Source organism: Kribbella sp. NPDC056951, from assembly GCF_042674205.1.
GTDB lineage: Bacteria > Actinomycetota > Actinomycetes > Propionibacteriales > Kribbellaceae > Kribbella > Kribbella yunnanensis.
The window spans coordinates 111535-136749 of sequence record NZ_JBHUQZ010000016.1; the positions used below are offsets into that span (position 1 = coordinate 111535).

21 protein-coding genes are annotated in these 25215 nt (G+C 67.3%); 11 read left to right on the forward strand and 10 right to left on the reverse strand.

The window, feature by feature from the left end; all coding sequences use genetic code 11:
- Both ACFTSF_RS37825 and ACFTSF_RS37830 read right to left on the reverse strand, forming a co-directional pair.
- Complete coding sequence (locus tag ACFTSF_RS37825; RefSeq protein WP_380159973.1) at positions 1–717, reverse strand: SDR family NAD(P)-dependent oxidoreductase; 717 nt, start codon at positions 715–717, stop codon at positions 1–3.
- 20 nt (positions 718–737) lie between these two features.
- Positions 738–1304 (reverse strand): TetR/AcrR family transcriptional regulator, encoded by a 567-nt coding sequence (locus ACFTSF_RS37830; protein ID WP_344160396.1) that lies wholly within the window; start codon positions 1302–1304, stop codon positions 738–740.
- 121 nt (positions 1305–1425) lie between these two features.
- Between ACFTSF_RS37830 and ACFTSF_RS37835 the strand changes: the two genes are divergently transcribed.
- The 3 genes from ACFTSF_RS37835 to ACFTSF_RS37845 are packed head-to-tail and all read left to right on the forward strand — an operon-like array spanning position 1426 to position 4529.
- Positions 1426–2337, forward strand: coding sequence for an SDR family NAD(P)-dependent oxidoreductase (locus tag ACFTSF_RS37835; RefSeq protein WP_380159975.1), 912 nt, complete (start codon positions 1426–1428; stop codon positions 2335–2337).
- Between the two features lie 55 nt (positions 2338–2392).
- The gene (locus ACFTSF_RS37840) at positions 2393–3523 is read left to right on the forward strand and encodes a lipid II:glycine glycyltransferase FemX (RefSeq protein ID WP_380159977.1); all 1131 of its coding nucleotides are present in this window, start codon (positions 2393–2395) and stop codon (positions 3521–3523) included.
- A gap of 4 nt (positions 3524–3527) precedes the next feature.
- Positions 3528–4529 carry an alanine racemase gene (locus ACFTSF_RS37845; RefSeq protein WP_344160405.1) on the forward strand — a complete coding sequence of 334 codons (1002 nt, stop codon included), beginning with the start codon at positions 3528–3530 and terminating at the stop codon, positions 4527–4529.
- Here the strand turns inward: ACFTSF_RS37845 and ACFTSF_RS37850 are convergent.
- Positions 4526–5947, reverse strand: coding sequence for an amidohydrolase family protein (locus ACFTSF_RS37850; protein ID WP_380159979.1), 1422 nt, complete (start codon positions 5945–5947; stop codon positions 4526–4528). The two genes, ACFTSF_RS37845 and ACFTSF_RS37850, sit on opposite strands and share 4 nt — an antisense overlap.
- 153 nt (positions 5948–6100) lie before the next feature.
- Between ACFTSF_RS37850 and ACFTSF_RS37855 the strand changes: the two genes are divergently transcribed.
- Complete coding sequence (locus tag ACFTSF_RS37855; protein WP_380159981.1) at positions 6101–6823, forward strand: methyltransferase domain-containing protein; 723 nt, start codon at positions 6101–6103, stop codon at positions 6821–6823.
- Here the strand turns inward: ACFTSF_RS37855 and ACFTSF_RS37860 are convergent.
- The gene (locus ACFTSF_RS37860; RefSeq protein ID WP_380159983.1) at positions 6807–7961 is read right to left on the reverse strand and encodes an NAD-dependent epimerase/dehydratase family protein; all 1155 of its coding nucleotides are present in this window, start codon (positions 7959–7961) and stop codon (positions 6807–6809) included. The two genes, ACFTSF_RS37855 and ACFTSF_RS37860, sit on opposite strands and share 17 nt — an antisense overlap.
- Before the next feature lie 135 nt (positions 7962–8096).
- Here ACFTSF_RS37860 and ACFTSF_RS37865 point away from each other — a divergent pair, with 135 nt between their 5' ends.
- Positions 8097–8561 carry a GtrA family protein gene (locus tag ACFTSF_RS37865; protein WP_344160416.1) on the forward strand — a complete coding sequence of 155 codons (465 nt, stop codon included), beginning with the start codon at positions 8097–8099 and terminating at the stop codon, positions 8559–8561.
- Here the strand turns inward: ACFTSF_RS37865 and ACFTSF_RS37870 are convergent.
- Together ACFTSF_RS37870 and ACFTSF_RS37875 are read right to left on the reverse strand one after the other, a co-directional pair.
- On the reverse strand, positions 8497–10602 hold the full coding sequence (locus tag ACFTSF_RS37870; RefSeq protein WP_380159985.1) for a glycosyltransferase family 2 protein: 2106 nt from the start codon (positions 10600–10602) through the stop codon (positions 8497–8499). The two genes, ACFTSF_RS37865 and ACFTSF_RS37870, sit on opposite strands and share 65 nt — an antisense overlap.
- A complete protein-coding gene (locus ACFTSF_RS37875) occupies positions 10578–11477 on the reverse strand; it encodes an NAD-dependent epimerase/dehydratase family protein (protein WP_380159986.1) in 900 nt (299 codons plus the stop codon). The genes ACFTSF_RS37870 and ACFTSF_RS37875 overlap by 25 nt, the downstream gene beginning before the upstream one ends.
- Before the next feature lie 259 nt (positions 11478–11736).
- Between ACFTSF_RS37875 and ACFTSF_RS37880 the strand changes: the two genes are divergently transcribed.
- On the forward strand, positions 11737–15690 hold the full coding sequence (locus ACFTSF_RS37880; protein WP_380159988.1) for a GH92 family glycosyl hydrolase: 3954 nt from the start codon (positions 11737–11739) through the stop codon (positions 15688–15690).
- Between the two features lie 161 nt (positions 15691–15851).
- Here the strand turns inward: ACFTSF_RS37880 and ACFTSF_RS37885 are convergent, their stop codons facing one another.
- The 4 genes from ACFTSF_RS37885 to ACFTSF_RS37900 all read right to left on the reverse strand — a co-directional run bounded on the left by ACFTSF_RS37885 (position 15852) and on the right by ACFTSF_RS37900 (position 21228).
- Entirely contained in the window at positions 15852–16151 is a 300-nt protein-coding gene (locus tag ACFTSF_RS37885; protein WP_380159989.1) for a hypothetical protein, read from the reverse strand.
- Between the two features lie 48 nt (positions 16152–16199).
- Positions 16200–17420 carry a mannosyltransferase family protein gene (locus ACFTSF_RS37890; RefSeq protein WP_380159991.1) on the reverse strand — a complete coding sequence of 407 codons (1221 nt, stop codon included), beginning with the start codon at positions 17418–17420 and terminating at the stop codon, positions 16200–16202.
- On the reverse strand, positions 17410–19629 hold the full coding sequence (locus ACFTSF_RS37895) for a transglycosylase domain-containing protein (RefSeq protein ID WP_380159993.1): 2220 nt from the start codon (positions 19627–19629) through the stop codon (positions 17410–17412). Before ACFTSF_RS37895 ends, ACFTSF_RS37890 begins: the two co-directional genes overlap by 11 nt.
- Before the next feature lie 111 nt (positions 19630–19740).
- Complete coding sequence (locus ACFTSF_RS37900) at positions 19741–21228, reverse strand: short-chain fatty acid transporter (protein ID WP_380159995.1); 1488 nt, start codon at positions 21226–21228, stop codon at positions 19741–19743.
- 215 nt (positions 21229–21443) lie between these two features.
- Here ACFTSF_RS37900 and ACFTSF_RS37905 point away from each other — a divergent pair, with 215 nt between their 5' ends.
- The 5 genes from ACFTSF_RS37905 (at position 21444) to ACFTSF_RS37925 (ending at position 25212) form a co-directional block, all read left to right on the forward strand.
- Entirely contained in the window at positions 21444–22046 is a 603-nt protein-coding gene (locus ACFTSF_RS37905; RefSeq protein ID WP_380159997.1) for a helix-turn-helix transcriptional regulator, read from the forward strand.
- The gene (locus tag ACFTSF_RS37910) at positions 22043–23122 is read left to right on the forward strand and encodes an inositol-3-phosphate synthase (protein WP_344160443.1); all 1080 of its coding nucleotides are present in this window, start codon (positions 22043–22045) and stop codon (positions 23120–23122) included. Before ACFTSF_RS37905 ends, ACFTSF_RS37910 begins: the two co-directional genes overlap by 4 nt.
- A gap of 10 nt (positions 23123–23132) precedes the next feature.
- A complete protein-coding gene (locus ACFTSF_RS37915) occupies positions 23133–23963 on the forward strand; it encodes a DUF72 domain-containing protein (protein ID WP_380159999.1) in 831 nt (276 codons plus the stop codon).
- A gap of 86 nt (positions 23964–24049) precedes the next feature.
- A complete protein-coding gene (locus ACFTSF_RS37920) occupies positions 24050–24265 on the forward strand; it encodes a hypothetical protein (RefSeq protein WP_380160001.1) in 216 nt (71 codons plus the stop codon).
- Entirely contained in the window at positions 24262–25212 is a 951-nt protein-coding gene (locus ACFTSF_RS37925) for a hypothetical protein (RefSeq protein ID WP_380160003.1), read from the forward strand. The genes ACFTSF_RS37920 and ACFTSF_RS37925 overlap by 4 nt, the downstream gene beginning before the upstream one ends.
- The last annotated feature ends 3 nt before the right edge of the window (positions 25213–25215 follow it).

Genomic DNA, 25215 nt, shown 5'->3' on the forward strand with positions numbered 1-25215 from the left:
TCAGCGCAGGTTCAGCCCTCCGTCGAGCAGGACAACCTCGCCGGTGACGTAGCTGTTGTGGATAAGTGCGGAAATCAGGTCGGCGACATCCGCCGGCTGGGCGCCACGACGCATCGGACTCGTGGTTTTCCACAGCTCCTGAGCGTCCGTCCAGTCGGCGGTCATCGGCGTATCCACAAGTCCCGGGGCCACTGCGTTCACCCGCACCTCTGGTCCGAGCGCAGCCGCCAGCAACTTGGTGACATGGTTCAAAGCGGCTTTGCTGGCGGCGTACGCGATCGAACTCCCCTTCGGCCGCACACCCGCATGACTGGTCACGTTCACCACGCAACCGCCCGACTCGCGCAGCGCAGGCAAGGCCGCCGTACACAACAACCACGGCGCGATCAGGTTGACGTCAAGCACCCGCCGCCAGTCGGCAGCAGTTAGACCGTCGAGCTCGGCATGCGGTACCGGCCAGCTGATCCCAGCGTTGTTCACCAGTACGTCGAGCCGCCCGTGCACGCCCAGCACCTCCGGCACCAACCCCTGCGCCGCTTCGTCGTCAGCCAGATCAGCCTGGTGATACGACCCACCCAACTCCCGCGCAAGCGCCTCCCCCGCCTCCCGGCTGACCCGCGAATGCACCGCCACCGCAAACCCATCAGCCGCCAACCGCCGAGCCACCCCAGCCCCGATCCCCGAAACCGACCCCGTCACCAACGCAACCTTCGCCATCCCCACACCCTAGAAAGCGGTCAGGCGCCGTAGCGGAGGCCGTCCAGGAGGAGGTCTAGGAGGCGGCCGGCTTGGTCGCGGCGGTCACCGGCGGCTAGGGCTACGCCGCTGAGACTCATCAGGACGTCGTCTGCGGAGATGTCGGAGCGGAGTTCGCCGGAGGCGATGCCGGCGGCTAGGAGGGGTTCGATCGCGCCGACCAGGAGCTCGAGGCTGTGGTCGTAGGGGTTGGCGCCCGCGGCGATGATGGCGCGGAGGGCGTCGGCCATGCCCATCTTGGTGTGTAGGTAGTCGGCGAAGCGGTCCATCCAGGCGCGGAGGGCTTCGGCGGGCGGGAGTTTGTCGAGCAGGTCGGGGGCGGCCTCGCAGACTGTCGCCAGCTCCTTGCGGTACGCCGCCTCGATCAGCGCCTCGCGGGTCGGGAAGTGCCGGTAGAGCGTGCCGATGCCGACGCCGGCGTCCTTCGCGATGCCCTCGAGTGTCGCCTCGAGCCCGCATTTCGCGAACGCGCGGGCGGCCGCGGCCAGCACCTGGTCGCGATTGCGCTGCGCGTCGGCCCGCAACGGCCGCGCCTTCGGCTCGGTCATCTCCCCCTCCTCCACGCCCAGAAACCTAGCGGACTTGATATCCGGAGGCGCCTCCGCTTAACTGGATCTATCCGGAGGCTCCTCCGGATCAACCATAGCTCGCAGAACAGGACGAACCCTGATGAGCAGAATCACCACCCCCTTCGGCTACACCTCCACGGCCGCCGAGGTGAGCGCGAGCGTCGACCTGACCGGCCGTCGCGCCGTCGTCACCGGCGGCGCCTCCGGGATCGGCGTCGAGACGGTCCGGGCGCTCGCCGGGGCCGGGGCCGAGGTCACGCTGGCCGCCCGCGACAAGCTCGTCGGCGAGCGCGTGGCCGCTGGAATCATCGACTCGACGGGCAACAGCCGCGTGTACGTCGCCCCGCTCGAGCTGGCCGATCGCGCCTCCGTGCGGGCCTTCGCCGCCAACTGGGACGGCCCGCTGCACATCCTGGTCAACAACGCCGGCGTGATGGCCGAGCCGCTGAACCGCACTCCCGAGGGCTGGGAGCACCAGTTCGCGACCAACCACATCGGCCACTTCGGTCTCGCACTCGGCCTGTACGACGCCCTGGCCGCGGCCGGCGGTGCGCGAATCGTCTCGGTCAGCTCGAGTGCCCACTTGTTCTCTGACATCCACTTCGACGACATCCACTTCGACAACCGCCCGTACGACGAATGGGCGGCGTACGGGCAGTCGAAGACGGCGAACGTGCTGTTCGCGGTCGAGGCGGCCAAGCGCTGGGCGAGTGCCGGGATCACCGCGAACGCCGTGATGCCGGGCGGAATCCGGACGCCGCTCCAGCGGCATCTCTCGGCGGAGGCCATGCAGCAGTGGGAGGACTTCCCCTGGAAGACCACCGAGCAGGGCGCGTCCACCTCGGTTCTGCTGGCCGGTTCCCCGCTGCTCGACGGCGTCACCGGCCTGTACTTCGAGGACAACAACGAGGCGCTCCCCAACGTCCCCGGCGAGAACACGGGCGTCGCGCCGTACGCGCTGGATCCGGAGTCGGCCACTCGGTTGTGGGAGCTGTCCGAGCAGCTGGTTTGATCACGGGACCGGCTCAGCTGGGGTTCCTCAGGCTGGGCCGGTAACCTGACCGACCGTGAGTGACTTGAGCATCCGGATCATCTCGGCCGACGAACACGCCGCGTTCATCGCGGCACGTCCGTCGGCCAGCTTCTTGCAGACGCCGGGCTGGGCGGCGGTGAAAAGCGAGTGGAAGGCCGAGTCACTGGGCTGGTACGAACCGGCCAACCCGGCGGAGCTGGTCGGCGTCGGCCTGGTGCTGTACCGGCAGATGCCGAAGGTGAAGCGGTACCTGGCCTACCTGCCCGAGGGGCCGGTCATCGACTGGGACGCGATCGACCTCGGCCGCTACCTGCGGCCACTGGCCGAGCACGCGCAGGCGCAGGGCGCGTTCGGCATCCGGATGGGTCCGCCGGTCCCGACCCGGCGCTGGACCGCGAAGACGATCAAGGACGCGATCGCGGGCGGGCAGCAGCCGCGGCTCGGCGATGTCCGCCCCGACGTGATCGAGCCGTCGGGCGCGACCGTCGCGAACCAGTTGCGCGCGCTGGGCTGGAAGGCCCCGCGGGTCGGCGAAGGCTTCGCGGCCGGACAGCCGCAGTACGTGTTCCAGGTCCCGCTCGCCGACCGCGGCCCGGACGACCTGCTGAAGAACATGAACCAGCTGTGGCGGCGCAACATCAAGAAGGCCGACAAGATGGGCGTCGAGGTCACGCAGGGCGGCCCCGAGGACCTGAAGGCCTTCCACCAGCTGTACGTCGAGACGGCCGAGCGGGACCACTTCACCCCGCGGCCGCTGCCGTACTTCGAGAAGATGTATTCGGCGATGGCGAACCAGCCCGCCGGTTGCTGTGACTTCCGGGTCTACAACGCCCATCACGAGGGCGATCTGGTCGCTTCGACGATCTGGATCCGGGTCGGCGGTCATTCGTGGTACTCCTACGGTGCCAGCTCGACCGCCAAGCGGGACGTGCGCGGATCGAACGCGATCCAGTGGCGCATGATGTCGGACGCACTGGAATCCGGTGCGACCGTGTACGACCTACGGGGCATCACCGACACCTTGGACCCGAACGACCCGCACGTCGGGCTGATCCAGTTCAAGGTCGGCACCGGCGGCGAGGCCGTCGAGTACGTCGGTGAGTGGGATCTGCCGTTGAACAAGGCGCTCTACACCGCATTCGACCTCTACATGAGACGGCGTTGACACCATGCCCCTGACCCTGCACGTCGATTCCGATCGATGGCGCGATCACCTTCGTTCCACGTGGAACCCCGATATCGTCCCGGTGGCCAAGGGCAACGGGTACGGCTTCGGCAACCACCGGCTGATCGCCGAGTCCCGGGCGCTCGGCGCCCGGACAGTGGCCGTCGGCACCTATTTCGAAGTACCCCCGGACCCGCGTGAGGACGTCGTCGTACTGACGCCGTGGCGGCCGTTCCTGGACATGTCGCAGCACAAGAACGTGATCCACACGGTCAGCCGGCTGGCCGACCTGGTCTCGATCCCGGCCGGCAGCCGGGTGCTGATCGAGGTCCAGACGTCGATGCGGCGGCACGGCATCGGCGCCCGCGAGCTGCGGCACACGATGCTCCTGAACGCCCTGGACCGGATCCGCTTCGAGGGCTGGTCACTGCACTTCCCGATGGGCGCGGGCGGTACGTCGGCCAACGTCCGCGAGGCGGCTCAGCTGGCCAAGGCGGCGACCGACGTACGGCGTGGTGCGCTGTGGGTGTCACATGTCCCCGCGCAGAAGCTCGGTGACATCGGCGAGAACGTGAAGCTCCGGATGGGTACGGCGCTCTGGCTCGGCGACCGTGGTGCGCTCACGGTCCGCGCGACCGTGCTCGACGTGCACTCGGTCCGTCGTGGTGAGCGGGTCGGCTACCGGCAGCGCCGGGTCAGCGGCGACGGCCACATCCTGGTCGTGTCCGGTGGCACCGCGCACGGTGTCGGCCTGGAGGCCCCGACCGCGGCCGCGACTGTCCGCCAGCGCGCGATCGCGATGGCGAAGGGCAGTCTGGACGCGGCCGGGATGGCACTCTCGCCGTTCACGATCGAGGGCAAGCAGCGGTGGTTCGCCGAGCCGCCGCACATGCAGGCCAGCATGCTCTTCCTGCCGTCCTCCGTCGCGCCGCCCGCTGTGGGCGACACGATCGGAGTCGACGTCCGGTTCACCACCACTTCGTTCGACCGGGTGTCGATGGACTAGCTACGCCCGAGGAGTACGTCGATACGGTCGCTGGCCGTGTCGGCGTCCCGGATCACCTTGGCGGTGTCGACGCCGATCAGCTGGCCGTTGCGCTTGACGGCGACGCCGTTGACGAAGACCCACTGGACGTTGACCGGCTGGGCGTTGAAGACGAGCTGGCTGACCCAGTTGCCGTTAGGTGCGAAGTTGAGGGCCTGCGGATCGATGATCTGCAGGTCCGCCTTCTTACCCGGCGTCAGCGAACCGATCTCCTTGTCGATCCCGAGCGCCTCGGCGCCACCCAGGGTGGCCATCCGCAGTACGTCGGCCGGCTGCGGGTAGCGGGTCGGGTCCATCGCGGTCGCGCGCTGGAGGCCTACCGCGGCGCGCATGTCGTTGAACATGTCGGTGGTGTCGTTGGTGCCACCGTCGATGCCGAGACCGACCTTGATGTTGCGCGAGGCCATCTGCGGCAGCCGGATGACGCCGGAGGCCAGGCGCATGTTCGACAGCGGGTTGTGCGCGACCCGGACGTCGTGGGCAGCCAGCTCATCGAGCTCCGCGTCAGTCATCTGTACGGCGTGGTTCATCAGCAGGCCGGGTCGCATCGCGCCGACCTTGCGCAGCGCCTCCATCTGACCAGTGGCCGGGTCGGTCTTCGACTCGTGCACGTGCACGTTCAGGGCGACGCCGAGTTCCTTGGACAGGTTCTCCGCGGCCGTGGTGTTGGGGAGGTTCTGCATCGTCGGGTGCGTGCCGACCTGCAGGTGCGCCAGCGGGTTCGGATCGATGACCTCCTTCTTCACCCGGCGGATCTCGTCGAGGGTGGCCGGCTTGGTGTTGGCCGTGTACGAGAAGAAGAAGCGCATCTTCGAATCCGCGAGGGCCTTCAGGCTGCCGTTCGCGAAGTCGGCCGAGAAGCTGTGCGACCAGTCGGTCGTGGTGGTGATCCCGGTACCGATCGCGTCCAGGGTGGACAACCGGGTGCCGGCGTACCCCTCGGCGTACGCGGGCTGATTGCCGTACAGCGGCAGCACGCACTCTGCGAGCCAGCCGTTGAGCTCCTTGTCGGTGGCACAACCGCGGATCAGCGACTGCCAGGTGTGCGTGTGCAGGTCGACGAAACCGGGCATCACGATCTTCCCGCGGCCGTCGATCACCCGCGCACCGGCGGTGGCCGGCAGGTCCTTGCCGACGGCGGTGATGGTGTTCTTGGTCATCAGTACGTCGGCATCCTCGAGCAGGCCGAGTGAGCCCTGGCCGACGCCCGGGTCCATCGTGAGGACCATCGACGCGTCGCGGATCAGCACCTTCGCGGTGCCGTCGTACCCGGTGGCATCGAGCTGGTTGGTCCCGTCGAGCTGGTTGGCACCCAAAGGCACGGCGAGACCGGCCAGGATGGTGAAGCCAAGAGCGAGAGCGCGGCGCCTGGTGAGCATGGCGAGAACCTCGTTCCGAAACAGGGATGGGGGCCCGAAACTAACTCTTGGCAGGTTCGCCGCCCCACCCTTTTCCAGCTCGATCGAATCTTGCTGCCTCATCGAGCACCGGCGTCTTGACTTCAGGTGCACCTGAAGTTGGAAGGTGAGGTCATGGGGTTCTTGGAACGGATCGAGGAGCGGCCCGGAGCCGCTGAACTTCGGGCCGAGTCGTACCGGCTGCTCGGCCTGAAGCGCGGCGCGAGCGTGGTCGACGTGGGCTGTGGTGCCGGGCACGCGGCCGAGGAGCTGGCGGCCAAGCGGCTGAAGGTGACCGGGCTGGATCCCGATCCGGAGGCGATCGAGACCGCCCGGACGCGGGTCCCAGGCGCAATGTTTCACGTGGCACATTCCGACGACCTGCCGCTCGCCGACGAATCGATGGACGGCTATCGCGCCCTGCGGCTCTTCCATCTGCTCGAGGATCCGGTCCCGACGGTGGCCGAGGCCTATCGAGTACTACGGCCCGGCGGGCGGATCGTGGTCGGCGGTCAGGACTATGGATTCGTGCTGATCGACAGTTCCGACCAGGACCTGACCGACGTCATCCTGCTCGGACTGGAATCGCGGTCGGTCGCGCCCCGCGCCGTACGGAATCTTCGTGATCTTCTGCTCGACGCCGGCTTCCACGACCCCGAGGTGGTCGTCCACAACGACGTCATCACCGAGCACGCCACCATGGCTCCGCAACTCGCGGCGGCCGCGACCGCAGCCGTCGACAAGGCCCTGATCACTCGGGACGACGCCGACGGCTGGCTGGCCGAACAGGAGACGCGCGGCCGGAAGGACCGCTTCCTGGCGGTCCTACCGACGCTCCTGGTCAGCGCCCGCCGCTGAGCTGCCAGCGGACAGTGGGCAGCAACGCTGCCGGGCTGACTCGATCCTTGTTGGCGGCAACGATGTCGAACATCGACTCGATCAGCGTGTCCAACAACAGGTGCGGCTGGAGGCCGAGGCCGACCAGGCCGGTGTGCTTGACGTTGTAATAGTGCTCGGCCTGCTCGACCCGCGGGTTCTCCAGGTGGTCGACCTGGACAGGGCCGGGGAAACACTCGGCGACCTTGTCGGCGAGCTGGCGAACCGAGTAGCTCTCGGTCATCTGGTTGAAGACGCGGAACTCACCCGCGTCGGCCGGGTTCTCGACCGCGAGCCGGATGCACTCGACGGTGTCGCGGATGTCCAGGAATCCGCGCGTCTGACCGCCCGCGCCGTACACGGTCAGTGGTTCGCCGAGGACGGCCTGGATGACGAAGCGGTTGAGCACGGTGCCGAAGACGGCGTCGTAATCGAACCTGGTCGCCAGCCGCGGATCGAGCACGGTCTGGTCGGTCTGCTGCCCGTAGACCACGCCCTGGTTGAGATCGGTGACCCGCAGACCCCAGACCCGGCAGCCGAACTCGAGGTTGTGCGAGTCGTGCACCTTGCTCAGGTGATAGAACGAGCCCGGCTTCTTCGGGTAGAGCATCCGGTCGGTGCGCCCGTGGTGCGTGACGTCGAGCCAGCCTTCCTCGATGTCGATGTTCGGCGTGCCGTATTCCCCCATCGTGCCGAGTTTGACCAGGTGGATGTCCGGGTTGAGCTCGGCCACCGCGTACATCAGGTTGAGTGTGCCGATCACGTTGTTCTGCTGGGTGTAGACGGCATGTTGCCGGTCGATCATCGAGTACGGCGCCGCCCGCTGCTCGGCGAAATGCACGATCGCGTCCGGCGCGAACTCGCTCACCGCCTGGCTGACGAAGTCCGCGTCGAGCAGATCCCCGACGTACGGCGTGATGTCTCGCCCTGACACCTGTTGCCAGACCGCGACCCTGGTGTCCAGGTCCTCGATCGGGACCAGGCTCTGCACGCCCAGCTCACGGTCGTAACCGCGGCGGGCGAAGTTGTCCAGGATCGCGAGCTCGTGACCGCGGTCGGACAGATGTAACGCGGTCGGCCACCCGAGGTAGCCGTCACCGCCCAGGACGAGTACGCGCACGGCGCTCGCCGCCTTCCATCGTCGGCTGGTGCTCTCCCTTTCATTCCTATCCCTGCCGCCTCCGCAATCAACCCCGGGGACGCTGGCAATTACCTGTGAATCCTGCTCGGTAAGGCAAGGTGCACAATGGGTGCCGTGCGCATCCACAGAAGGCTCGCGGCGCGCTTCGGTCTGCGCCGGAGCCGAATGTTGCTGTGGGCGAAGTACTCGGCATCCTCGGTGATCTCGACCGCGGTGAGTCAGGTCGCCTTCGCGTTGTGTTACTGGTTCGGCGCGATGCCCTTGGTGGCCACGGTGCTGGCCTGGATCGCCGGTGGCATCCCGAACTACCTGCTCACCAGGCGCTGGGCCTGGGAACGCCCCGGCCGGATGTTGCCCTACGCAATCATCGTGGTCGGGAACGCGGGGGTCGCGGCACTGGTGACCAGCCTCACCGACCTGGCGGCCCGGGCCTGGATCGACTCGCTGTTCTGGCAGACCATGCTGGTCAGCAGCTCGTACTTCTTCACCTTCGCGGTGCTGTTCGTGGTCAAGTTCAAGCTGTTCGACCGCTGGGTGTTCGCCGAGCCCGTCGCAGTACGTACTCCCGCAGCCACGTAGTGATCAGCACGCGCGCGTAGTTGGCGCCGTACACGAGTCCTGGGCCCTTCTTGCTGGTCCCGTTGTCGCGCCGGCGCATCGTCATCGGTAGTTCGACGACTCGTGCTTTGTGTGCAAGTGCGCCGAGGAGCAGCTCGGACGATTGGTACTGCGGCTCTCGGAGGGTGATCGCGGTCGCTAGGTCTGACCGCATTGCGCGGAAGCCGAACGATGTGTCGGTCAGGCGGTGTCTGGTCAGGATCGACGCCAGTACGGCGAATACCCGGACACCCAGCCACCGCAGCCGACTGTCCGCGTCCTCGACTCCGAGTCGGCGTGACCCCGTGACGAAGTCGGCGCGATTGTCGAGAATCGGTTGCAGCAGTACGCCGAGTTCGTCGTTGTCGTACTGGCCGTCCGCGTCCGTGGTCACGATGTACTGGGCTCCACCGTCCGCCGCAACGTGATACCCAAGCCTGAGTGCGGCGCCTTGGCCACGGTTGCTCTCAGCAACAACCACCGAAGCCCCGTGCTGTTGGGCGATCTCGGCGGTGTCGTCTGTTGCGCCGTCCACCACCACGAGGATGTCGACCGCCATGTCAGCACAGGTGCGCGGCATGTTCGCCAGCACGGAGCCGATCCCACCGGCTTCGTTGTAGGCGGCAATCACCACGACGATCGGCGCGAAGGACGGTGTGAATCCCTGTGTGGCCTGGGAATCCACCGCATCGGGATAGTCGGCCAGCGCGGGCCGCGCCTGATCCTTCCCAAGAATCGCCCGCAAACCGATCGCGCCGGCGAGTGGAAAGAGCACAAGCGCCGGAAGCTGGTAGCGCCAGGAGAATTCGAACGCTGCGGAGCCGAGAAGCAGCACCACACCAGCCGCCGCCGGCAAGAAGCCGGCCCAACGCAACCCCGGCTCGCGGCCGAGTCCGGCGGCTGCACCGAGCGCGATCAGCGCGCCTAACCCGAGGAGGCTTCCGGAGGTGTATCCGCCGTTGAGCTGATACGCGCGGAGGATGGCTGCTGGTGTGTGGACGACTTGCGGCTCTTGGCCGCCGTACTTGAGTGCGAACGCGGCGGTGTTGATGTCTTGCAGGTTCGGATAAGTCAGCTGGAACTGCCAGCGGTCGAGCGGTACGTCGTCGGGCGAACTGGTCCTCGTGGGAGCGAATCCCTTGGCGAAGTCTTTCAGGGCCGCCCAGGTGACGTCGAGCGGCTGGTGACGGATGACCTCGCGGGCGAACGCGGTGGCCTGTTCCGTGGTCGCACCCGCTGGGAGCGGATCGTGGGCGTACCGGTCCACACCGAGACGCGGTTCCTTTGGACAGAGCGCCTTCAGCGTCACTTTGCTGCAGTCGGCGACTACTGCGGTCCGGCCGTAGAGCACCTGGCTGCCCGTCCCGGTGAAACCCCAGCGGCCGGTCTCAGCATGGAAGTAGCCGACATACGCGCCGAACACGACCGCAAACCCGGCTATGGCCAGCCCGGCATGCAGTAGTCGGCGTCTGCTGACCACCAGCAGGTAGAGCACGACAGCGAGCAGCAGGGTGAGGCCGATCGCCCGGACTGCAAAGGCAGCGCCGACGAGTACGCCGGCTGCGGCAGCTGCCTGCCAACCTGGGCGTCCGAGCAGGAGCCAGAGGATGCCGACGAGCAGCAGGTCGAACAGGGTCTCCGCCATCACGTTCTGCTCGATCTGGACCTGGTAGGCGTCCAGCAGCAGCGGTGCGGCAGCCAGGGCGGACAGCCAGCGGTAGACGGTCAACCGCCGTGCCAGCGCGTAGACCGCGACGCCCAACAGCAGCCCGACGACGTGCTGCACGACGACGACGAGCGTCGTACCGCCCAGTGCGACCAGCGGCTTCAGGGCGATCGAGTAGCCGATCGGGTTGAGCTCGTCCGGTCGCAGCAGTTCCATGTTGTTCAGGTACTGCTGCGAGTCCACATAGATGATCCCCGGCTGGTACGCGACCGTCGCCAGCACGCGCAGCGCCGCACCGGCGACCAGGAAGACGCCCAGCAGCCAGTGGCGTCTCACATGTGCTGGAAGTACTGCCATGTCCGGGCGAGGCCCTCGTCGAGCGAAACCTCCGGGGCGTAGCCCAACTCGCTAGCGAGTTCGACGATCACTGCGGGCATCTCACCGGCCGGTGCCTCGATGTGCTCGGCCGGAATCGGCGTACCGGTGACTGCGCGCACCGCCTCCACCAACTCGAGCACCGACACCGACTGACCGGAGCCGATGATCGCGCGGCCGTCGTACCCGGTCTCCAGGGTGAGCAGTACGGCGTTCACCACGTCGTCGATGTAGACCAGGTCCCGGCGCTGAGTGCCGTCGCCGTGCACCTGCACTCCGGTGCCGGCGAGCGCCGCCCGCATCAGCCGCGGCACGAAGCTGTCCTTGTGCGACATCCCCGGCCCGTAGACGTTGGTGAACCGCAGCGCGGCGGTGGCCAGCCCATAGCTGCCGGAGTACGCCGACAACAGCATCTCGCCGGCCGCCTTGGTCGCGCCGTACGGCGTGAGTGGGCTCAACGGGAGATCCGCGGTGATGGTCGCCGTACCGACGTCACCGACGACCGCGTTGGTCGAGGCGAGCACGAACCGGTCCACACCGCTCCCCCGGGACAGCTCCAGCAGCACCTGGGTGATGGTGACGTTCTGCGCGAAGGTCGCCATCGGTGCGTCCACCGAGCGCAGTACCGAGGTCAGAGCGGCCAGGTGGACCACTGCGGTCGGCCGCGTCTCGAAGGCGCCGATACAGACCTCCTGGTTGGCCAGGTCCCCGGTCACGACGGTCACGCCGTCGTCCCACGTGGGATCCGGCGGCTCGCGGTCCACTGCCGTCACCGGCACATCCCGCTCCCGGAGAGCGCGTACCACCGCTCGCCCGATGAAGCCTGCCGCACCCGTGACCAAGACCCGTTCCGCCATAGCGATCAACCTACGCCGGGAGAGCAACTGAGCCGCATCCGGAAGCGGGCTGCGACAAGGCCTTGACCAAGCGTCATGAAGATAGGGAAGATCACCCCGGACGCGGGCTGACAACCTTGTCATCGGGGCCGCGTAAACCCTCCGGCGCACTGGCTCAGGCCGTCGCGCCGGTCCGGCCGTGCAAGGAGCGTGGATGAAACTCCGCCGCCCACTAGGGGTCGTCGCGTCGCTCGGGCTAGTTGTGACAATGTCACCAGTTATGACGTCAGCGCATGCCGTCCCGCCGAACACTTCGGCCACCCACAACGAGCCGGTGGTGAGCGGAACCTCGTTCTTCACCTCGTTCGAGTCCGGGCAACCGCAGCCCGGCTACACCGACACCGTCGAGACCGGTCCGGACGGGAAGCCCCGCGCGGGCGGCGTCCAGGGCCCGACGCCGACCGGGGTCGGCGGCAGCGAGATGGACAAGGTCAAACTCATCACCGCGAGCGGTGAGAACACCGGCGGCGGTGAGATCGCCTCCAACGCCGCCGACGGGGACAAGTTCACCAAGTGGCTGGTCTTCACCAAGACCGGCTGGTTGACCTACGAGACCTCCGCGCCGGTCGTGATCCGGAAGTACGCGCTCACCTCGGCGAACGACGCCGACGGCCGCGACCCGCAGAACTGGACCGTGCAGGGCTCGAACAACGGCACCGACTGGACCGTGCTCGACACGCAGACCGGTCAGAGCTTCGAGAACCGGTTCCAGACCAAGGAATACAGCTTCGCGAACGAGACGGCGTACAAGTTCTTCAAGTTCGACGTCACGCTCAACCACGGCGAGAACATCGTCCAGCTCGCCGACTGGTACCTCTCGAACGGCGATCCGCTGCCGCCACCGGGTCCGGTCGCCGAGTCGCGGCTGGACTCGGGTCCGACCAGCGCCTACAACGCCCGCGCCAGGGTCGGTTTCACCGGCGTGAAGTCGTTCCGGTACGGCGGGCACCAGACGACCGAGGGTCGTGGCTTCACCTGGAACAAGATCTCCGACGTCGACCTGAAGGTCGGCCGGGACACCCGGCTGTCCTACAAGATCTTCCCCGAGCACATCGAGGGTGACCTCAGCTACCCGAGCACGTATGCCGCGCTCGACCTGGCGTTCTCCGACGGGACCTACCTGAGCGACCTGCGCGCCAAGGACCACCACAGTTTCGGGCTCAGCCCGCGCGGCCAGGGCGACGCCAAGGGTCTGTCCACGAACCAGTGGAACAACATCGAGGCCGACCTCGGACGGGTTGCCGCCGGTAAGACGATCAAGCGGATCCTGGTCGGCTACGACAAGCCGACCGGACCGGCCGACTTCCGCGGCTGGGTCGACGACATCCGGATCGCCGGCGCGATCAACCCGGACTCCGCGGCTGCGCGTACCGCCGCCAAGCACCCGTCCGACTTGGCGCTGACGACCCGTGGCACCAACGCGACCGGTGGGTTCTCCCGCGGCAACAACTTCCCGGCGACCGCCGTACCGCATGGTTTCAACTTCTGGACCCCGGTGACGAACGCCGGCTCGCGCTCCTGGCTGTACGACTACGCCAAGGGCAACAACGCCGAGAACAAGCCGACGATCCAGGCCCTGTCGATCAGCCACGAGCCCAGCCCGTGGATGGGTGACCGGCAGACCTTCCAGGTGATGCCGTCGACGGCGGCCACGCCAACCGCGAACCGGGCCAACCGCGGGTGGTCGTTCAGCCATGACAACGAGGTCGCCCGTCCGTACTACTACGGGGTCGAGTTCGACAACGGGAACGCCGCGGAGATCGCGCCGACCGACCACGCGGCGATGCTGCGGTTCAGCTTCCCGAAGGGCGGCGCGTCGCTGGTCTTCGATAACGTGACCAACGAAGGCGGCCTGACGCTGGACCCGGAGACCGGTGTGGTGACCGGCTTCAGCGATGTGAAGAGCGGGCTGTCGACCGGCGCCGGCCGGCTGTTCGTGTACGGCGTCGTGGACCAGAAGGTGGTTGCCTCCGGCAAGCTGTCGGACGGTGGCGGCGCGAACGTCGGCGGCTACTTCGGCTTCGACCCGGCCGTCACCCAGGTCCAGCTGCGGCTCGCGACCTCGCTGATCGGTACCGAGCAGGCTCGCAAGAACCTGGAGATGGAGCTCCCGGCCGGCTCGAAGTTCGGCAAGGTCAAGGACGCGGCCCAGGACCTGTGGGACGCCAAGCTGCGCACGATCGAGGTCGAGGGCGCGACCGCGGACCAGCTGACCACGCTCTACTCGAACCTGTACCGCCTGTTCCTCTACCCGAACAACGGCTCAGAGAACACCGGCACGAAGTCCAAGCCGGTCATCACCTATGCCTCGCCGACCTCACCGAAGGTCGGTCCGGACACCCCGACCACGACCGGCTCGAAGATCGTGGCCGGTCAGACCTTCGTCAACAACGGCTTCTGGGACACCTACCGGACCGTGTGGCCGGCGTACTCGCTGTTCGCGCAGGACGAGGCGGCCGATCTGGTCAACGGCTTCGTCCAGCAGTACAAGGACGGCGGCTGGATCTCCCGCTGGTCCTCGCCGGGCTACGCCAACCTGATGGTCGGTACGTCGTCCGACGTCGCCTTCGCCGATGCCTATCTGAAGGGGATCAAGGGCATCGACGTCCAGGCCATGTACGACGCCGCGGTCAAGAACGCGTCCGTCGTACCGCCGTCGCAGAACGTCGGCCGCAAGGGGATGGACCTGTCCACCTTCCACGGCTACACCGCCAACAGCACCGGCGAGGGCTTCAGCTGGTCGATGGACGGTTACATCAACGACTACGGCATCGCGAACCTGTCGAAGGCGCTGTACGACAAGGCGAAGAAGAGCGACCCGCGCAAGCAGGAGTACCTGGACAACTACAAGTACTTCCTGAACCGGGCCCGCAACTATGTCACGCTCTACGACCCGACGGTCGGCTTCTTCCAGGGCAAGAACCCGGACGGTAGCTGGGGTACGTCGCCGAACCTGTTCGATCCGCGCGACTGGGGCCACGACTACACCGAGACCAACGCCTGGAACATGGCGTTCTCGACTCCGCAGGACGGCGCCGGACTGGCCGCGATCTACGGCGGCCGGGACGGTCTGATCAAGAAGCTGGACGAGTTCTTCAGTACACCGGAGGACGCGCTGCACCCCGGCGGTTACGGCGGCACGATCCACGAGATGCTCGAGGCCCGCGACGTACGGATGGGTCAGTACGGGCACAGCAACCAGCCGTCGCACCACCTCACCTACATGTACGACTTCGTGGGTCAGCCGTGGAAGACGCAGGCGCTCGTCCGCGAGGCCGTGTCGCGGCTCTACCTGGGGTCGGAGATCGGCCAGGGCTATCCGGGCGACGAGGACAACGGTGAGATGTCCGCCTGGTACCTGTTCAGCGCGCTCGGCTTCTACCCCCTGCAGGTCGGATCGCCGTCGTACGCGATCGGCTCGCCGCTGTTCAAGAAGGCGACCGTCCGGCTGCCGGGCGGGAAGAAGCTGGTGGTCAGCGCACCGGACAACAGCGCGAAGAACATCTACGTGAAGAGCGTCCGGATCAACGGGAAGAAGTGGACGTCGACGAACCTCCCGCACGATCTGATCGCGAGCGGCGGCAAGATCGAGTTCGAGATGTCGGACAAGCCGTCGAACTGGGGTACCGGACGCAACGACGCCCCGCCGTCGATCACCACCCCCGGCGAGGACCCGAGCACTTGGCGGGACTCCACCTCGGACGAGGGCGCGGTTGTCACCGGCTCCGCGGATGTTGCCGCGCTGACCGACGACAACGCGAGCACCCAGGTCACCCTCACCGGTGACAAGCCCACGGTGACGGTCGCCCTCCAGCAGGGCCGCCCGGTCGGCATGTACACGCTGACCAACGGCACGACCGGTACGGCGCCGTCCGGCTGGGTGCTCGAGGGTTCGAACGACGGGACCACGTGGTCGACGGTCGACAAGCGGACCGGGGTGACCTGGCCGTGGACGTCGTACACGCGGTCGTTCAGCATCGCGTCGCCGAAGGCGTACACGCAGTACCGGCTGGTGCTGGCGCCGGCTGGTGCCGACGGGGTGACGCTGGCCGAGTTCGAGCTGCTCGGGACGCTGAAGGGGATCGAGGTCGGGACGCATCCGAGCGACAAGCGGGTCGCGGAGACCCGGCCGAGCCCGACGCCGTCCCAGTCGATCGACCGCAACTACGGGTAAGCCCAAGTAAAACCCGCGGAGCCTGCCCCTGAAAGGTTCCGCGGGAAATTGAGGAGGGGTGGCGGTCCCCGCCCGGACTGCCACCCCTTCACCCCTATCGACGGCCGGGATCGCCGACGGGTTGCCTTCCACCGCAAAGAGTCCACATGCCGGACAAACTCTCACCGGTTCAGGGCGAACCATCCCAGGTTGAGCAGCGCGATCGCGACCGTGGTGGAGACGGTGACCGGCGACTTGAGACCGGCTCGGGCGGCGAGCACCGGCAGGGCGAGGACCATCGCGATCCCGCCGAGCTGGACGGCGAAGAGCGGGCCGAGGCTGTTGATCGCACAGTTCTCGGCACTCGGCGGGCACAACGGCACGCGGAGCTGGAACAGAACGGCGTACAGGAGGCCGACGGCCAGACCGACGTACGCCGCTTGTAGCGTCACCCGGCCGATCGACTGCGTCTGCGTCTCCATGCGATCACGCTAGGCGCGCAATCGGAGTCGAGTCATGAGGAGAACTACTCAGCCGGTCCAACGGCCGGTGAAGAACCCGGCCGCCCAGATCGCGGCCAGTGGTATCGCCACGCTGAGGTAGAGCCGGCCGAGCCAGCGATGGCGGTGCACGACGACCGCGAGGCCGATCCAGAGCGGCCACCACAGCAGCGTCGCCCGGGTCAGCGAGTAGATCCAGAACGACGTACAGAAGGCGCCGACGGTGGCGGCCACCCAGGCTGCCTCACCCCACGAACGGCGCCGGAGCAGCCAGGCGAGCAGCAGCAGACCGATCACCAGCGTGACCAGCTCGGCCCGGAACATCCAGGTCCAGTCGCTGCGTTCGCCGGCGAAGTGGCCGCGCGAGGCGGCGTCCCAGGTGTGGACGAGCGACTCCCACGGCCAGGTGAACTCGCGCGCCCAGCCCTTCTCCTGCGCCTCCTGCCAGGCGAACCACGAGCCGTGGATCTGCTTCAGGTAGGCCATGAAACCGAGCACCGGAATGGCCGGCAGCGCCAGCCAAGGAGCCGACGGCCAGTCCCGCTTCTTCGAGGTGATGAACTCGACCACGAGCGCGCAGGCGAGGAAGATCCCCGAGACCCGGACGGTCGCGGCCAGCGCGACAAAGATCGCGGCTCGCGCCCAGCGCCCCTGCCGGGCCGCGAGCCAGGCGGGGAAGGCGAAGGCACAGAACAGCGCCTCGGTGTACCCGGCCGCGAGGAAGACTCCGACCGGAGCGCCGTACCAGACCACTGCGGCATTCGGACCGAGTCCCTTGAGCTCCGGGAACTCGTACTGCGCGAGTCGAGCTAGGTAGACGCCGGCCACTGCGCTGGCCACGGCCGAGACGACGATGCCGGCGCCGAAGTATCCGACGCCGGTGAAGTGCACGAGATGGACCAGGAGCGGGAAACCGGGAAAGAACGCGGCCAGCGGCGCCTGCGACGGCTCACCGTTGTTGTAGCCGAACTCCGCGAGCGCCTTCAGATGCCAGACGTCCCACTGCACCCAGGCGCGCCACACATCCGGGTAGTCCGTCCCGCGATTGAAGAGCAGCGGCGCCGAGATCGACAGCAGGAACAACCCGACCCGGGTGACAAGCCACCACCCGAGCACCTCCCGCGTCATCGCCGTCGGCAACCACCGCCGCAGCCCGACCCCCTCCACCCGTGCCCGCCGCGCCCGCCCCGGCCGCGCCTCGACGGCGGCTGGGGGTGGCTCCGGTGGCGGGGCGGCTGGACTACTGACCACCGCCGCCGGGTTTCTCCGGGTCCTCCGGATCACCGCTGCCTGGTGGTGTGATGGTCGGCCAGCCCGGCGTCTTGGTCGGCTTCGTGGGCTTCGTCGGCCCGCTCGGGGTGTTCGTCGGCCCGGTCGGCGTGTTGGTGGGCCCGGTCGGCGTCTTCGTCGGCGGCCCGCTCGGGGTGATCGTCGGCGTGATGGTCGGGGTGATCGTCGGCTTCGGCGGCTTCGGGCTCTCGTCGACCGAGCCCTCGTCGGGCTCGGTGAACTCCAGGTCGTCCTGGCCGTCGAGGGCCGGCTTCATGTAGGCCAGCCAGGTCTTCAGCGGCCAGTTGCCACCGAAGAACGCCTCGTCCTTCGAGTACGGGTCGAGGTCGGCCTCACCGGTCTTGCCGGCCCGGTAGAGCACGGAGGTCGACAGCTGCGGCGTGTAGCCGGTCCACCACGAGGTCAACGTGTCAGTGCCGGCCTTGCAGCCGTCACAGGCCTTGTCCGCCGCGCGATGCTCCACCGCGACACCACCGGCGGTACCGGTCTTGCCGGCCACCGGGCGGTCGAGATCCTTGGCCCCCTCACCGGTGCCGTCCTCGACAACGGTCTCGAGGATCTTGTTGACCTGGCGGGCCAGGTTGATGTCGAAGGCCTGGGTCTGCTTCAGGTTCTTCTCGTCCGACCACACCACCTTGCCGGTCTTGTCGGTGATGCTCTTGATCACGTGCAGTTCCTTGGCCTTGCCCTCGGCCGCGAAGGTCGCGTAGGCGTTGGCCATGTCGACCGGCGACGCGTACGGGTCCGGACCGAGCACCGTCGACGGGTTCTTCCGGCCGATCTCCAGCGCCTTGGTCTTCGGGATACCGGCCGCCTCGGCGGCGTTCACCAACTTCTCCGGCCCGTCTTCCATCTGCTTGTCGACCAGGTCGTAGAAGGCGGTGTTGACCGACTCCTGCGTCGCGTACTGCAGGTCCACGTCGCCGTAGTCGTTGTTGAACTCGTTGTTGAACTCCTGGCCCTGGACCTCGATCGGGCTGTCGCCCTGCAGTTTCTCCCAGGGTGAGCGCCCGTCCTGCAGGGCCGCGGCCACCGCGAACGGTTTGAACGACGACCCCGGTCTGGCCTTCGCCGTCGCCCAGTTGAGCTGGCTCTTCAGGAAGTCCGGGCCGCCGTACATCGCGATCAGCTGACCGGTCCCGGGCTTCACCGCCGCCATCCCGACATGCAGGTTGTCGCGCTTCTTCGGCAGCCGGGTCTCGGCGGCCTTGACCATGTCGGCCTGCTGCGTGGGATCGAAGGTGGTGACGATCTTGTAGCCGCCGCCGGTGATCTGGTTCTCGGTGAACCCGCGGCGGAGCAGTTCCTTCTTGGCCATGTCGAGCAGGAAGCCCTGCGGGCCCCGGTACTTGTTGTTCTTCTTCGGCTTGTCGATCGTCGGCAGTGCCTTCGAGTACTTGTCCTGCTCGGCCTGGGTGATCGTGCCGCTCAGTCGCATGCCGTCGAGCACGTACCGGTAGCGCTCGAGGATCCGTTGGTGGTTCGCCTTCTTGTCGACGTCGAACAGCGTCGGGTTGTTCAGCACCGTGGCCAGGAACGCTGCCTGCGGGACGGTCAGCTTGCTCGGGTCGGTCACCCGGAAATAGGCGTTCCCTGCCGCCGCGACGCCGTACGCGCCCTCACCGAAGTAGATCGTGTTGAGGTACCCCTCGAGGGTCTTGCTCTTGTCCTGCTGGCGGCTCAGCTTGGTCGCGATGAACAGTTCCTTGAACTTCCGGGACGCGGTCCGGTCCTGGTTCAGGTACATGATCTTCACGTACTGCTGGGTGATCGTCGAACCACCCTGCAACTGCTCACCCTTGGCGATGTTGTACGCCGCCCGCAGCATGCCCTGGGGCGAGATGCCGGGGTTGGTCCAGAAGGTCCGGTCCTCGGCGGCCAGGATCGCGTCCTGGACCCGCTTCGGGATCTTGTTCAGCGGGACCGAGGTGCGGTTCTGCTCGTAGAACCGGCCCATCGTCACACCGTTACTCCATGCGACCGTGGTGGTGTTCGCTTCGAAGGCCTTGTTGACGTCCGGGATCTCGGTCTTCTGGTAGATGATGAAGAAGGCCGCGGTGCCGACGATGATCCCGAGGAACCCGAAAGCAGCCAGCCAGCCGAGCACCCGGAGCGCCCAGTGTCTCTTGGCCCGGCGCGGCGGAGCGGCTTTTCTACGAGCTTCACTCACAGTGCAATCCTCGACGATCTCGCGGAAGTCATTGCCCCACAGACTACGGCGGGTGTGGTAACGGGCCCGAATCCGCTCCGGAGGGTACCAACTCCGGGGTTCGGGGGCGAATCATCCGGTGACGTGCGGCGCCAGGAACGTGACAGCGAGTAGCGCCGCCGGGAAGCACGCCAGGAACATGGTGAACGTGTAGCCCATGATGTCGCGGGCCTTCAGCCCCAGGATCGCGAGCGTCGGCAACATCCAGAACGGCTGCAGCAGATTCGCGCTCGCCTCGCCGAGGTCGTACACGATGACCATCCAGCCGGCATCGACGTTGAGCTCGTTCGCCGCCTGCAGCACGTACGGCGCCTCGATCACCCACTTGCTGCCACCGCTGGGCACGAAGATGCCGAGGATGCACGAGTAGATCGCCACCAACGGCGCGAGCAGGAACTGACTACTTGCCTGCACCAACCAACCGGCCAGCCGGGCGGAGATGCCGGTATACGCGATCATGCCGAAAATGCCGCCGTACAAGGGGAACTGGAGCAGTACACCGGCCGCGGCTGGCGCGCCGTCGCGCACCGCGCGCGCCATCCGCCACGGGCGCCAGTGCAGCAGCATCGCGAGCAGGAACAGGATCAGGTTGACGGTGTTGAGGTCGAGTGCGCTGAAGAAGCTCTTGTTGTCGAAGTAGCGGACCAGATACGTCACACCGAGCGCGACGATGAACAGACTGAACAGTGGCGAGTGCTCGAGCCAATCACCAGGCCGGCGCTTCGCACTCTCTTCTCTTTGACCGTTGTACGCCGATCCTCGGCCGATGAGCGGTTTGAGCTCGATGCCGTGGTCCGCCGCCGTCCGCGAGCTCCCCTCGCCCGGCGCGATGAACCAGGCCATCGCGACACCGACGACGTACACGAAGAGTGTTGCGACCAGCGCCTGCCAGGTGAAGATCGTTTCGCTGAGTGGAATCAGCCCGCTGGCGCGACCGCCGGCCTTGATGACCTCCTGGACCGGTGCGGGACTACTGCTCGCGCTCGCGACCTGCAGCGCCGCCGAGCCGGACAGGCCCTGCGCCCAGACCGTCCCGAGCCCCAGGAACGCCATCGCACCCAGCGCGCGGTAGTCGGCCTTCGGCACGTTGCGGGCCACCTCCCGCGCCAGGATCGCCGCGAAGATCAGGCTGAAAGCCCAGTTCAGGTACGACGCCAGCATCGCGACCGCGGCCACGAACGCCACCGCGGATCGCGGGCTCTTCGGGATCCGCGCCAACCGGGTGATCAACCGGGCGACCGGTCCGCTGGTCGCGACGGCGTACCCGCCGATGATGATCATCGCCATCTGCAGGGTGAACGTGATCAGGCTCCAGAACCCGATGCCCCAGGCATCGACCAGCCCGAACCCCTTGGTCGCGGCCGGATCGTCCGGGCGCTTCAGCAGCGGTTCACCCGTGACGAGCCCGAACAGCAGCACCACGAAGGTGCCGACCAGGACGAACCCGAACGCGTCCGGCAGCCACTTCTCGGTGAACGCGGTGAACCGCAGGGCCACCCGCGCCAGCGGGCCCTCGCCCTCGAGTTCGTGCTTGGCGTGCTTTCCGTGGCTGTCGGTCACGACTCTCCGCTCCTGGATCACGACGCAGGGTGTTATCCGATTAAACGGCTCCGGCCGCCTGACGTAACAGGTTTCCGGCGCGTGCCGTCGTACGAGGTGACAAAGACGACCTTTGTCATGAGTTGTCCACAGCTCGGAGCTCTGCTTACAGTGGCGACACGATGTATCGAACCGATACATCAGGTTCTGACAAACTGGACCGAGGAGGTGGGGTCATGGGAAACCGCAGTGGTGTCCTGGAGCTCGCCGTACTCGGTCTGCTGCACGAAGCGCCGATGCACGGCTACGAGCTCCGCAAGCGCGTCAACGCCCAGTTCGGCTGGGGACGCGTGCTGTCGTTCGGATCGCTCTACCCGTGTCTGAAGGCGATGCTCCGCAACGGCCTGATCACCGCCGACCCCGGTACGCCGGAGGCGGGGCGCAGGCCGAAGATCGTGTACACGATCACGGCCGACGGCAAGGACCACTTCGCGCACGCGATGCACGATGCCGGTCCGTCGGCCTGGGAGGACGACACGTTCGGCGTCCGGTTCTCGTTCTTCGGCCGGACCGATCCGGCCACCCGGCTGCGCATCCTCGAGGGCCGGCGCGCCCGGATGGAGGAGCGGCTGGCGAACTTCCGGGCCGCGATGAGCCGGACCGCGGAACGGGTCGACGCCTACACCCTCGAGCTGCAACGGCACGGCCTGGAGTCGGCCGAGCGCGAGGTCCGCTGGCTGAACGAGCTGATCGACGGCGAGCGGCGGCAGCAACCTTTTCTGCCCCCCTCTTCGACCTCCCCCCATCCCCCACCGCCTGACCAAGGAGATTCCAGATGACCTCGATCCGGGTAGCGATCGTCGGCGTCGGCAACTGCGCCAGCTCGCTCGTCCAGGGCGTGCACTACTACCGTGACGCGAAGCCTGAGGAGCGCGTCCCCGGTCTGATGCACGTCCAGTTCGGCGACTACCACGTCCGCGACGTCGAGTTCGTCGCCGCGTTCGACGTCGACGGCAAGAAGGTCGGCCTGGACCTCGCCGACGCCATCGGCGCCAGCGAGAACAACACGATCAAGATCTGCGACGTGCCGCCGTCCGGCGTCACCGTGCAGCGCGGTCACACCCTGGACGGTCTCGGCAAGTACTACCGCGAGACCATCACCGAGTCCGACGCAGCCCCGGTCGACGTCGTCGCCGCGCTGCGCGAGGCACAGGTCGACGTACTGGTCTGCTACCTGCCGGTCGGCTCCGAGCAGGCGGCCAAGTTCTACGCCCAGTGCGCGATCGACGCGAAGGTCGCCTTCGTGAACGCGCTCCCGGTCTTCATCGCCGGCACCAAGGAGTGGGCCGACAAGTTCACCGAGGCGGGCGTGCCGATCGTCGGCGACGACATCAAGTCGCAGATCGGCGCCACCATCACGCACCGCGTGCTGGCCAAGCTGTTCGAGGACCGCGGCGTCACCGTCGACCGGACCTACCAGCTGAACGTCGGCGGCAACATGGACTTCAAGAACATGCTGGAGCGCGACCGGCTGGAGTCCAAGAAGATCAGCAAGACCCAGTCCGTCACCTCGCAGCTGGTCGACGACATCGACCCGCGCAACGTGCACATCGGCCCGTCCGACTACGTGGCCTGGCTGGACGACCGCAAGTGGGCCTTCATCCGGCTCGAGGGCCGCAACTTCGGTGACGTCCCGCTGTCGCTGGAGTACAAGCTCGAGGTCTGGGACTCGCCGAACTCGGCCGGCATCATCATCGACGCGATCCGCGCGGTGAAGATCGCCAAGGACCGCGGCATCGGCGGCCCGATCCTGTCCGCGTCGTCGTACTTCATGAAGTCGCCGCCGGAGCAGTACGCCGACGACGTCTGCCGCGAGCTCGTGGAGAAGTTCATCCGCGGTGAGGTCGAGCGCTAAGTTCTGAGGTATGCGGCTCCACGTGGGATGTGCTCAGTGGACACATCCCGCGTGGCCGCAACCGTCGCGCTCGAAGCTCGCGTCGTACGCGTCCTGGGTGAACGCCGTAGAGAGCAACACGACCTTCTACGGGATCCCCTCCCGCTCCTCGGTCGAGAACTGGGCCGCGCAGACGCCGCCTGACTTCCGCTTCGTCGTGAAGCTGCCCCAGGTCATCACCCACGAACGCCGCCTCAGCAACATCGCCGCCGACTTCCACGCCTTCGCCGCCGCGGTCGAGCCCCTCGGCTCCCGCAACCACGCGATGTGGATCCAGCTCCCGGCGTCCTTCGCCCCCACCGACCTCGGCATGCTGGCCGCCTTCCTACGCGGCGCACCCGAAGAACACCGGTACGCCGTAGAGGTCCGCCACCCGGCCTTCTTCGACGACCCCCGCGTGGCTGACGCGTTGGAACAGGTGCTGGCCCGCACCGGCACCGAATGGGTCCCCTTCGACACGGGCACCCTCTTCGCCCGCCGCCCCACCAGCCTCGCCGAACGCGACGCCTGGATGAAGAAACCCCGCGTAACCCGCCGCTTCGTGGCGCTGACCGCCCATCCCATCGTCCGCTACATCGGCCGCGACTCCGTCGACGAAACCGTAGAAGGCTGGTCCTACCTGGTCGAGCTCGTGCTGACCTGGCTCACGGAAGGCCGCTCGCCGACGATCTTCCTCCACACCCCCGACAACGCCGAGGCCCTCAACCTGGCCCGCCTCTTCCACAGCACGGTGCGCACCCAACTCCCGTCCCTGGACCCACTCCCCGAACCGATCTCCCTCGAACCACCGACCCTGTTCTGAGTTATCCACAGGTAGAAAGTTTGCTGCTGGCAGCAGGGTGAATCTCCGTATGTTCTCCGTCGAGATCCGACCTCGGAGGAGAATCCATGGAGCACATCGACACCCCCACCGCACCTTCAAGCCCTGCACCCCTGCGCACGCGCACATCGCGGAGCACTCGCGCCGAGCACCGGGCTCGTGCGGAGTTGCTGGTTGCCGAGCTCCACCGAATGGCCGCCGGCACCGACAACCCGGCCGAGCGCGCCAGCCTCTGCCGCTCCGCCGACTCCCTCATCCGCCTCGCCACGGCGTACCGCCCATGAGCACGGCGATCCTCGCCCCACCCGCCTCCCTCGAGGAGCTCCTCCTCCGCAGCGGCCAAGCAGCACGCGAACTATCCGGTGCCCAACACAGCGCCTGGAACGGCCAAGTCATCGAATCGACCGACGACATCCTCGGCCTAGCCCACTGGGACGGCACCCTCCACCTGGACCGCGAATACATCCTCGACCCACTCCGCGAGATGTACGCCCTAGCCGGCCAGAAGCACCCCATCGCAAACCTCGCCCGTTACCGCGAAGCCCTGGCCACCATCCTCCACGAGCACTCCCACTTCCTCGGCCCCGACGGCGCCACCCAAGAAGCAGCCCGAGCCGCCTTCGTCCGCCCCGGCAGCCGCCAACTGGAAGAAGGAGTAGCCGAAGCCTGGACCCAAACCCACCTGGACACCTACCTCCACCACCTAGGCGTCGAAAAAGTTGCCCCCGGCATCGACACCTTCCACACCAACGGCCACTACGCCCCCTACGTAACCGCCGTCCAAATGCTCACCACCGACCTCGAATCCCGAGCCGACCTAACCCCCGGCACAGTCCTCACCGCCCTCAACAACCAAACCGCCGAGCACCAGCTAGACCTCCTCACCACCCTCTACTACAACTCCACCCGCCTCCCCGACCTAGAACCCTCCGGCCCCCACACCCGAGACCACCTCGAATCCATCCTCCGCACCGGCCTCGCCTCGCTGGACGCCCACCAACTCCTCCCCCACCCCCAAGCCAAAGCCCGAGCCAAGGCCACCACCCAGTCCCTCCTCTCCCACCTCCACACCGAAATCACCCGAGCCGAATCCCTCTACACCCACCGCCACCGCCCCACCCACACAGCCTTCGCCGGCCTAACCCCACCCACCGCCTCAAGACCCACCGACCAACCCCACCGCGCCCCGCACCACCACCTACGTCGCCCCTCGCCCCGGCAGCTCACCTAACCG

Coding starts and splice junctions, on each gene's coding strand:
- ACFTSF_RS37825 (WP_380159973.1), bottom strand. CDS start 717: ATGGCGAAGGTTGCGTTGGTGACGGGGTCGGTTTCGGGGATCGGGGCT.
- ACFTSF_RS37925 (WP_380160003.1), top strand. CDS start 24,262: ATGAGCACGGCGATCCTCGCCCCACCCGCCTCCCTCGAGGAGCTCCTC.
- ACFTSF_RS37845 (WP_344160405.1), top strand. CDS start 3,528: ATGCCCCTGACCCTGCACGTCGATTCCGATCGATGGCGCGATCACCTT.
- ACFTSF_RS37855 (WP_380159981.1), top strand. CDS start 6,101: ATGGGGTTCTTGGAACGGATCGAGGAGCGGCCCGGAGCCGCTGAACTT.
- ACFTSF_RS37915 (WP_380159999.1), top strand. CDS start 23,133: ATGCGGCTCCACGTGGGATGTGCTCAGTGGACACATCCCGCGTGGCCG.
- ACFTSF_RS37835 (WP_380159975.1), top strand. CDS start 1,426: ATGAGCAGAATCACCACCCCCTTCGGCTACACCTCCACGGCCGCCGAG.
- ACFTSF_RS37875 (WP_380159986.1), bottom strand. CDS start 11,477: ATGGCGGAACGGGTCTTGGTCACGGGTGCGGCAGGCTTCATCGGGCGA.
- ACFTSF_RS37905 (WP_380159997.1), top strand. CDS start 21,444: ATGGGAAACCGCAGTGGTGTCCTGGAGCTCGCCGTACTCGGTCTGCTG.
- ACFTSF_RS37885 (WP_380159989.1), bottom strand. CDS start 16,151: ATGGAGACGCAGACGCAGTCGATCGGCCGGGTGACGCTACAAGCGGCG.
- ACFTSF_RS37910 (WP_344160443.1), top strand. CDS start 22,043: ATGACCTCGATCCGGGTAGCGATCGTCGGCGTCGGCAACTGCGCCAGC.
- ACFTSF_RS37850 (WP_380159979.1), bottom strand. CDS start 5,947: ATGCTCACCAGGCGCCGCGCTCTCGCTCTTGGCTTCACCATCCTGGCC.
- ACFTSF_RS37880 (WP_380159988.1), top strand. CDS start 11,737: ATGACGTCAGCGCATGCCGTCCCGCCGAACACTTCGGCCACCCACAAC.
- ACFTSF_RS37830 (WP_344160396.1), bottom strand. CDS start 1,304: ATGACCGAGCCGAAGGCGCGGCCGTTGCGGGCCGACGCGCAGCGCAAT.
- ACFTSF_RS37870 (WP_380159985.1), bottom strand. CDS start 10,602: ATGGCAGTACTTCCAGCACATGTGAGACGCCACTGGCTGCTGGGCGTC.
- ACFTSF_RS37920 (WP_380160001.1), top strand. CDS start 24,050: ATGGAGCACATCGACACCCCCACCGCACCTTCAAGCCCTGCACCCCTG.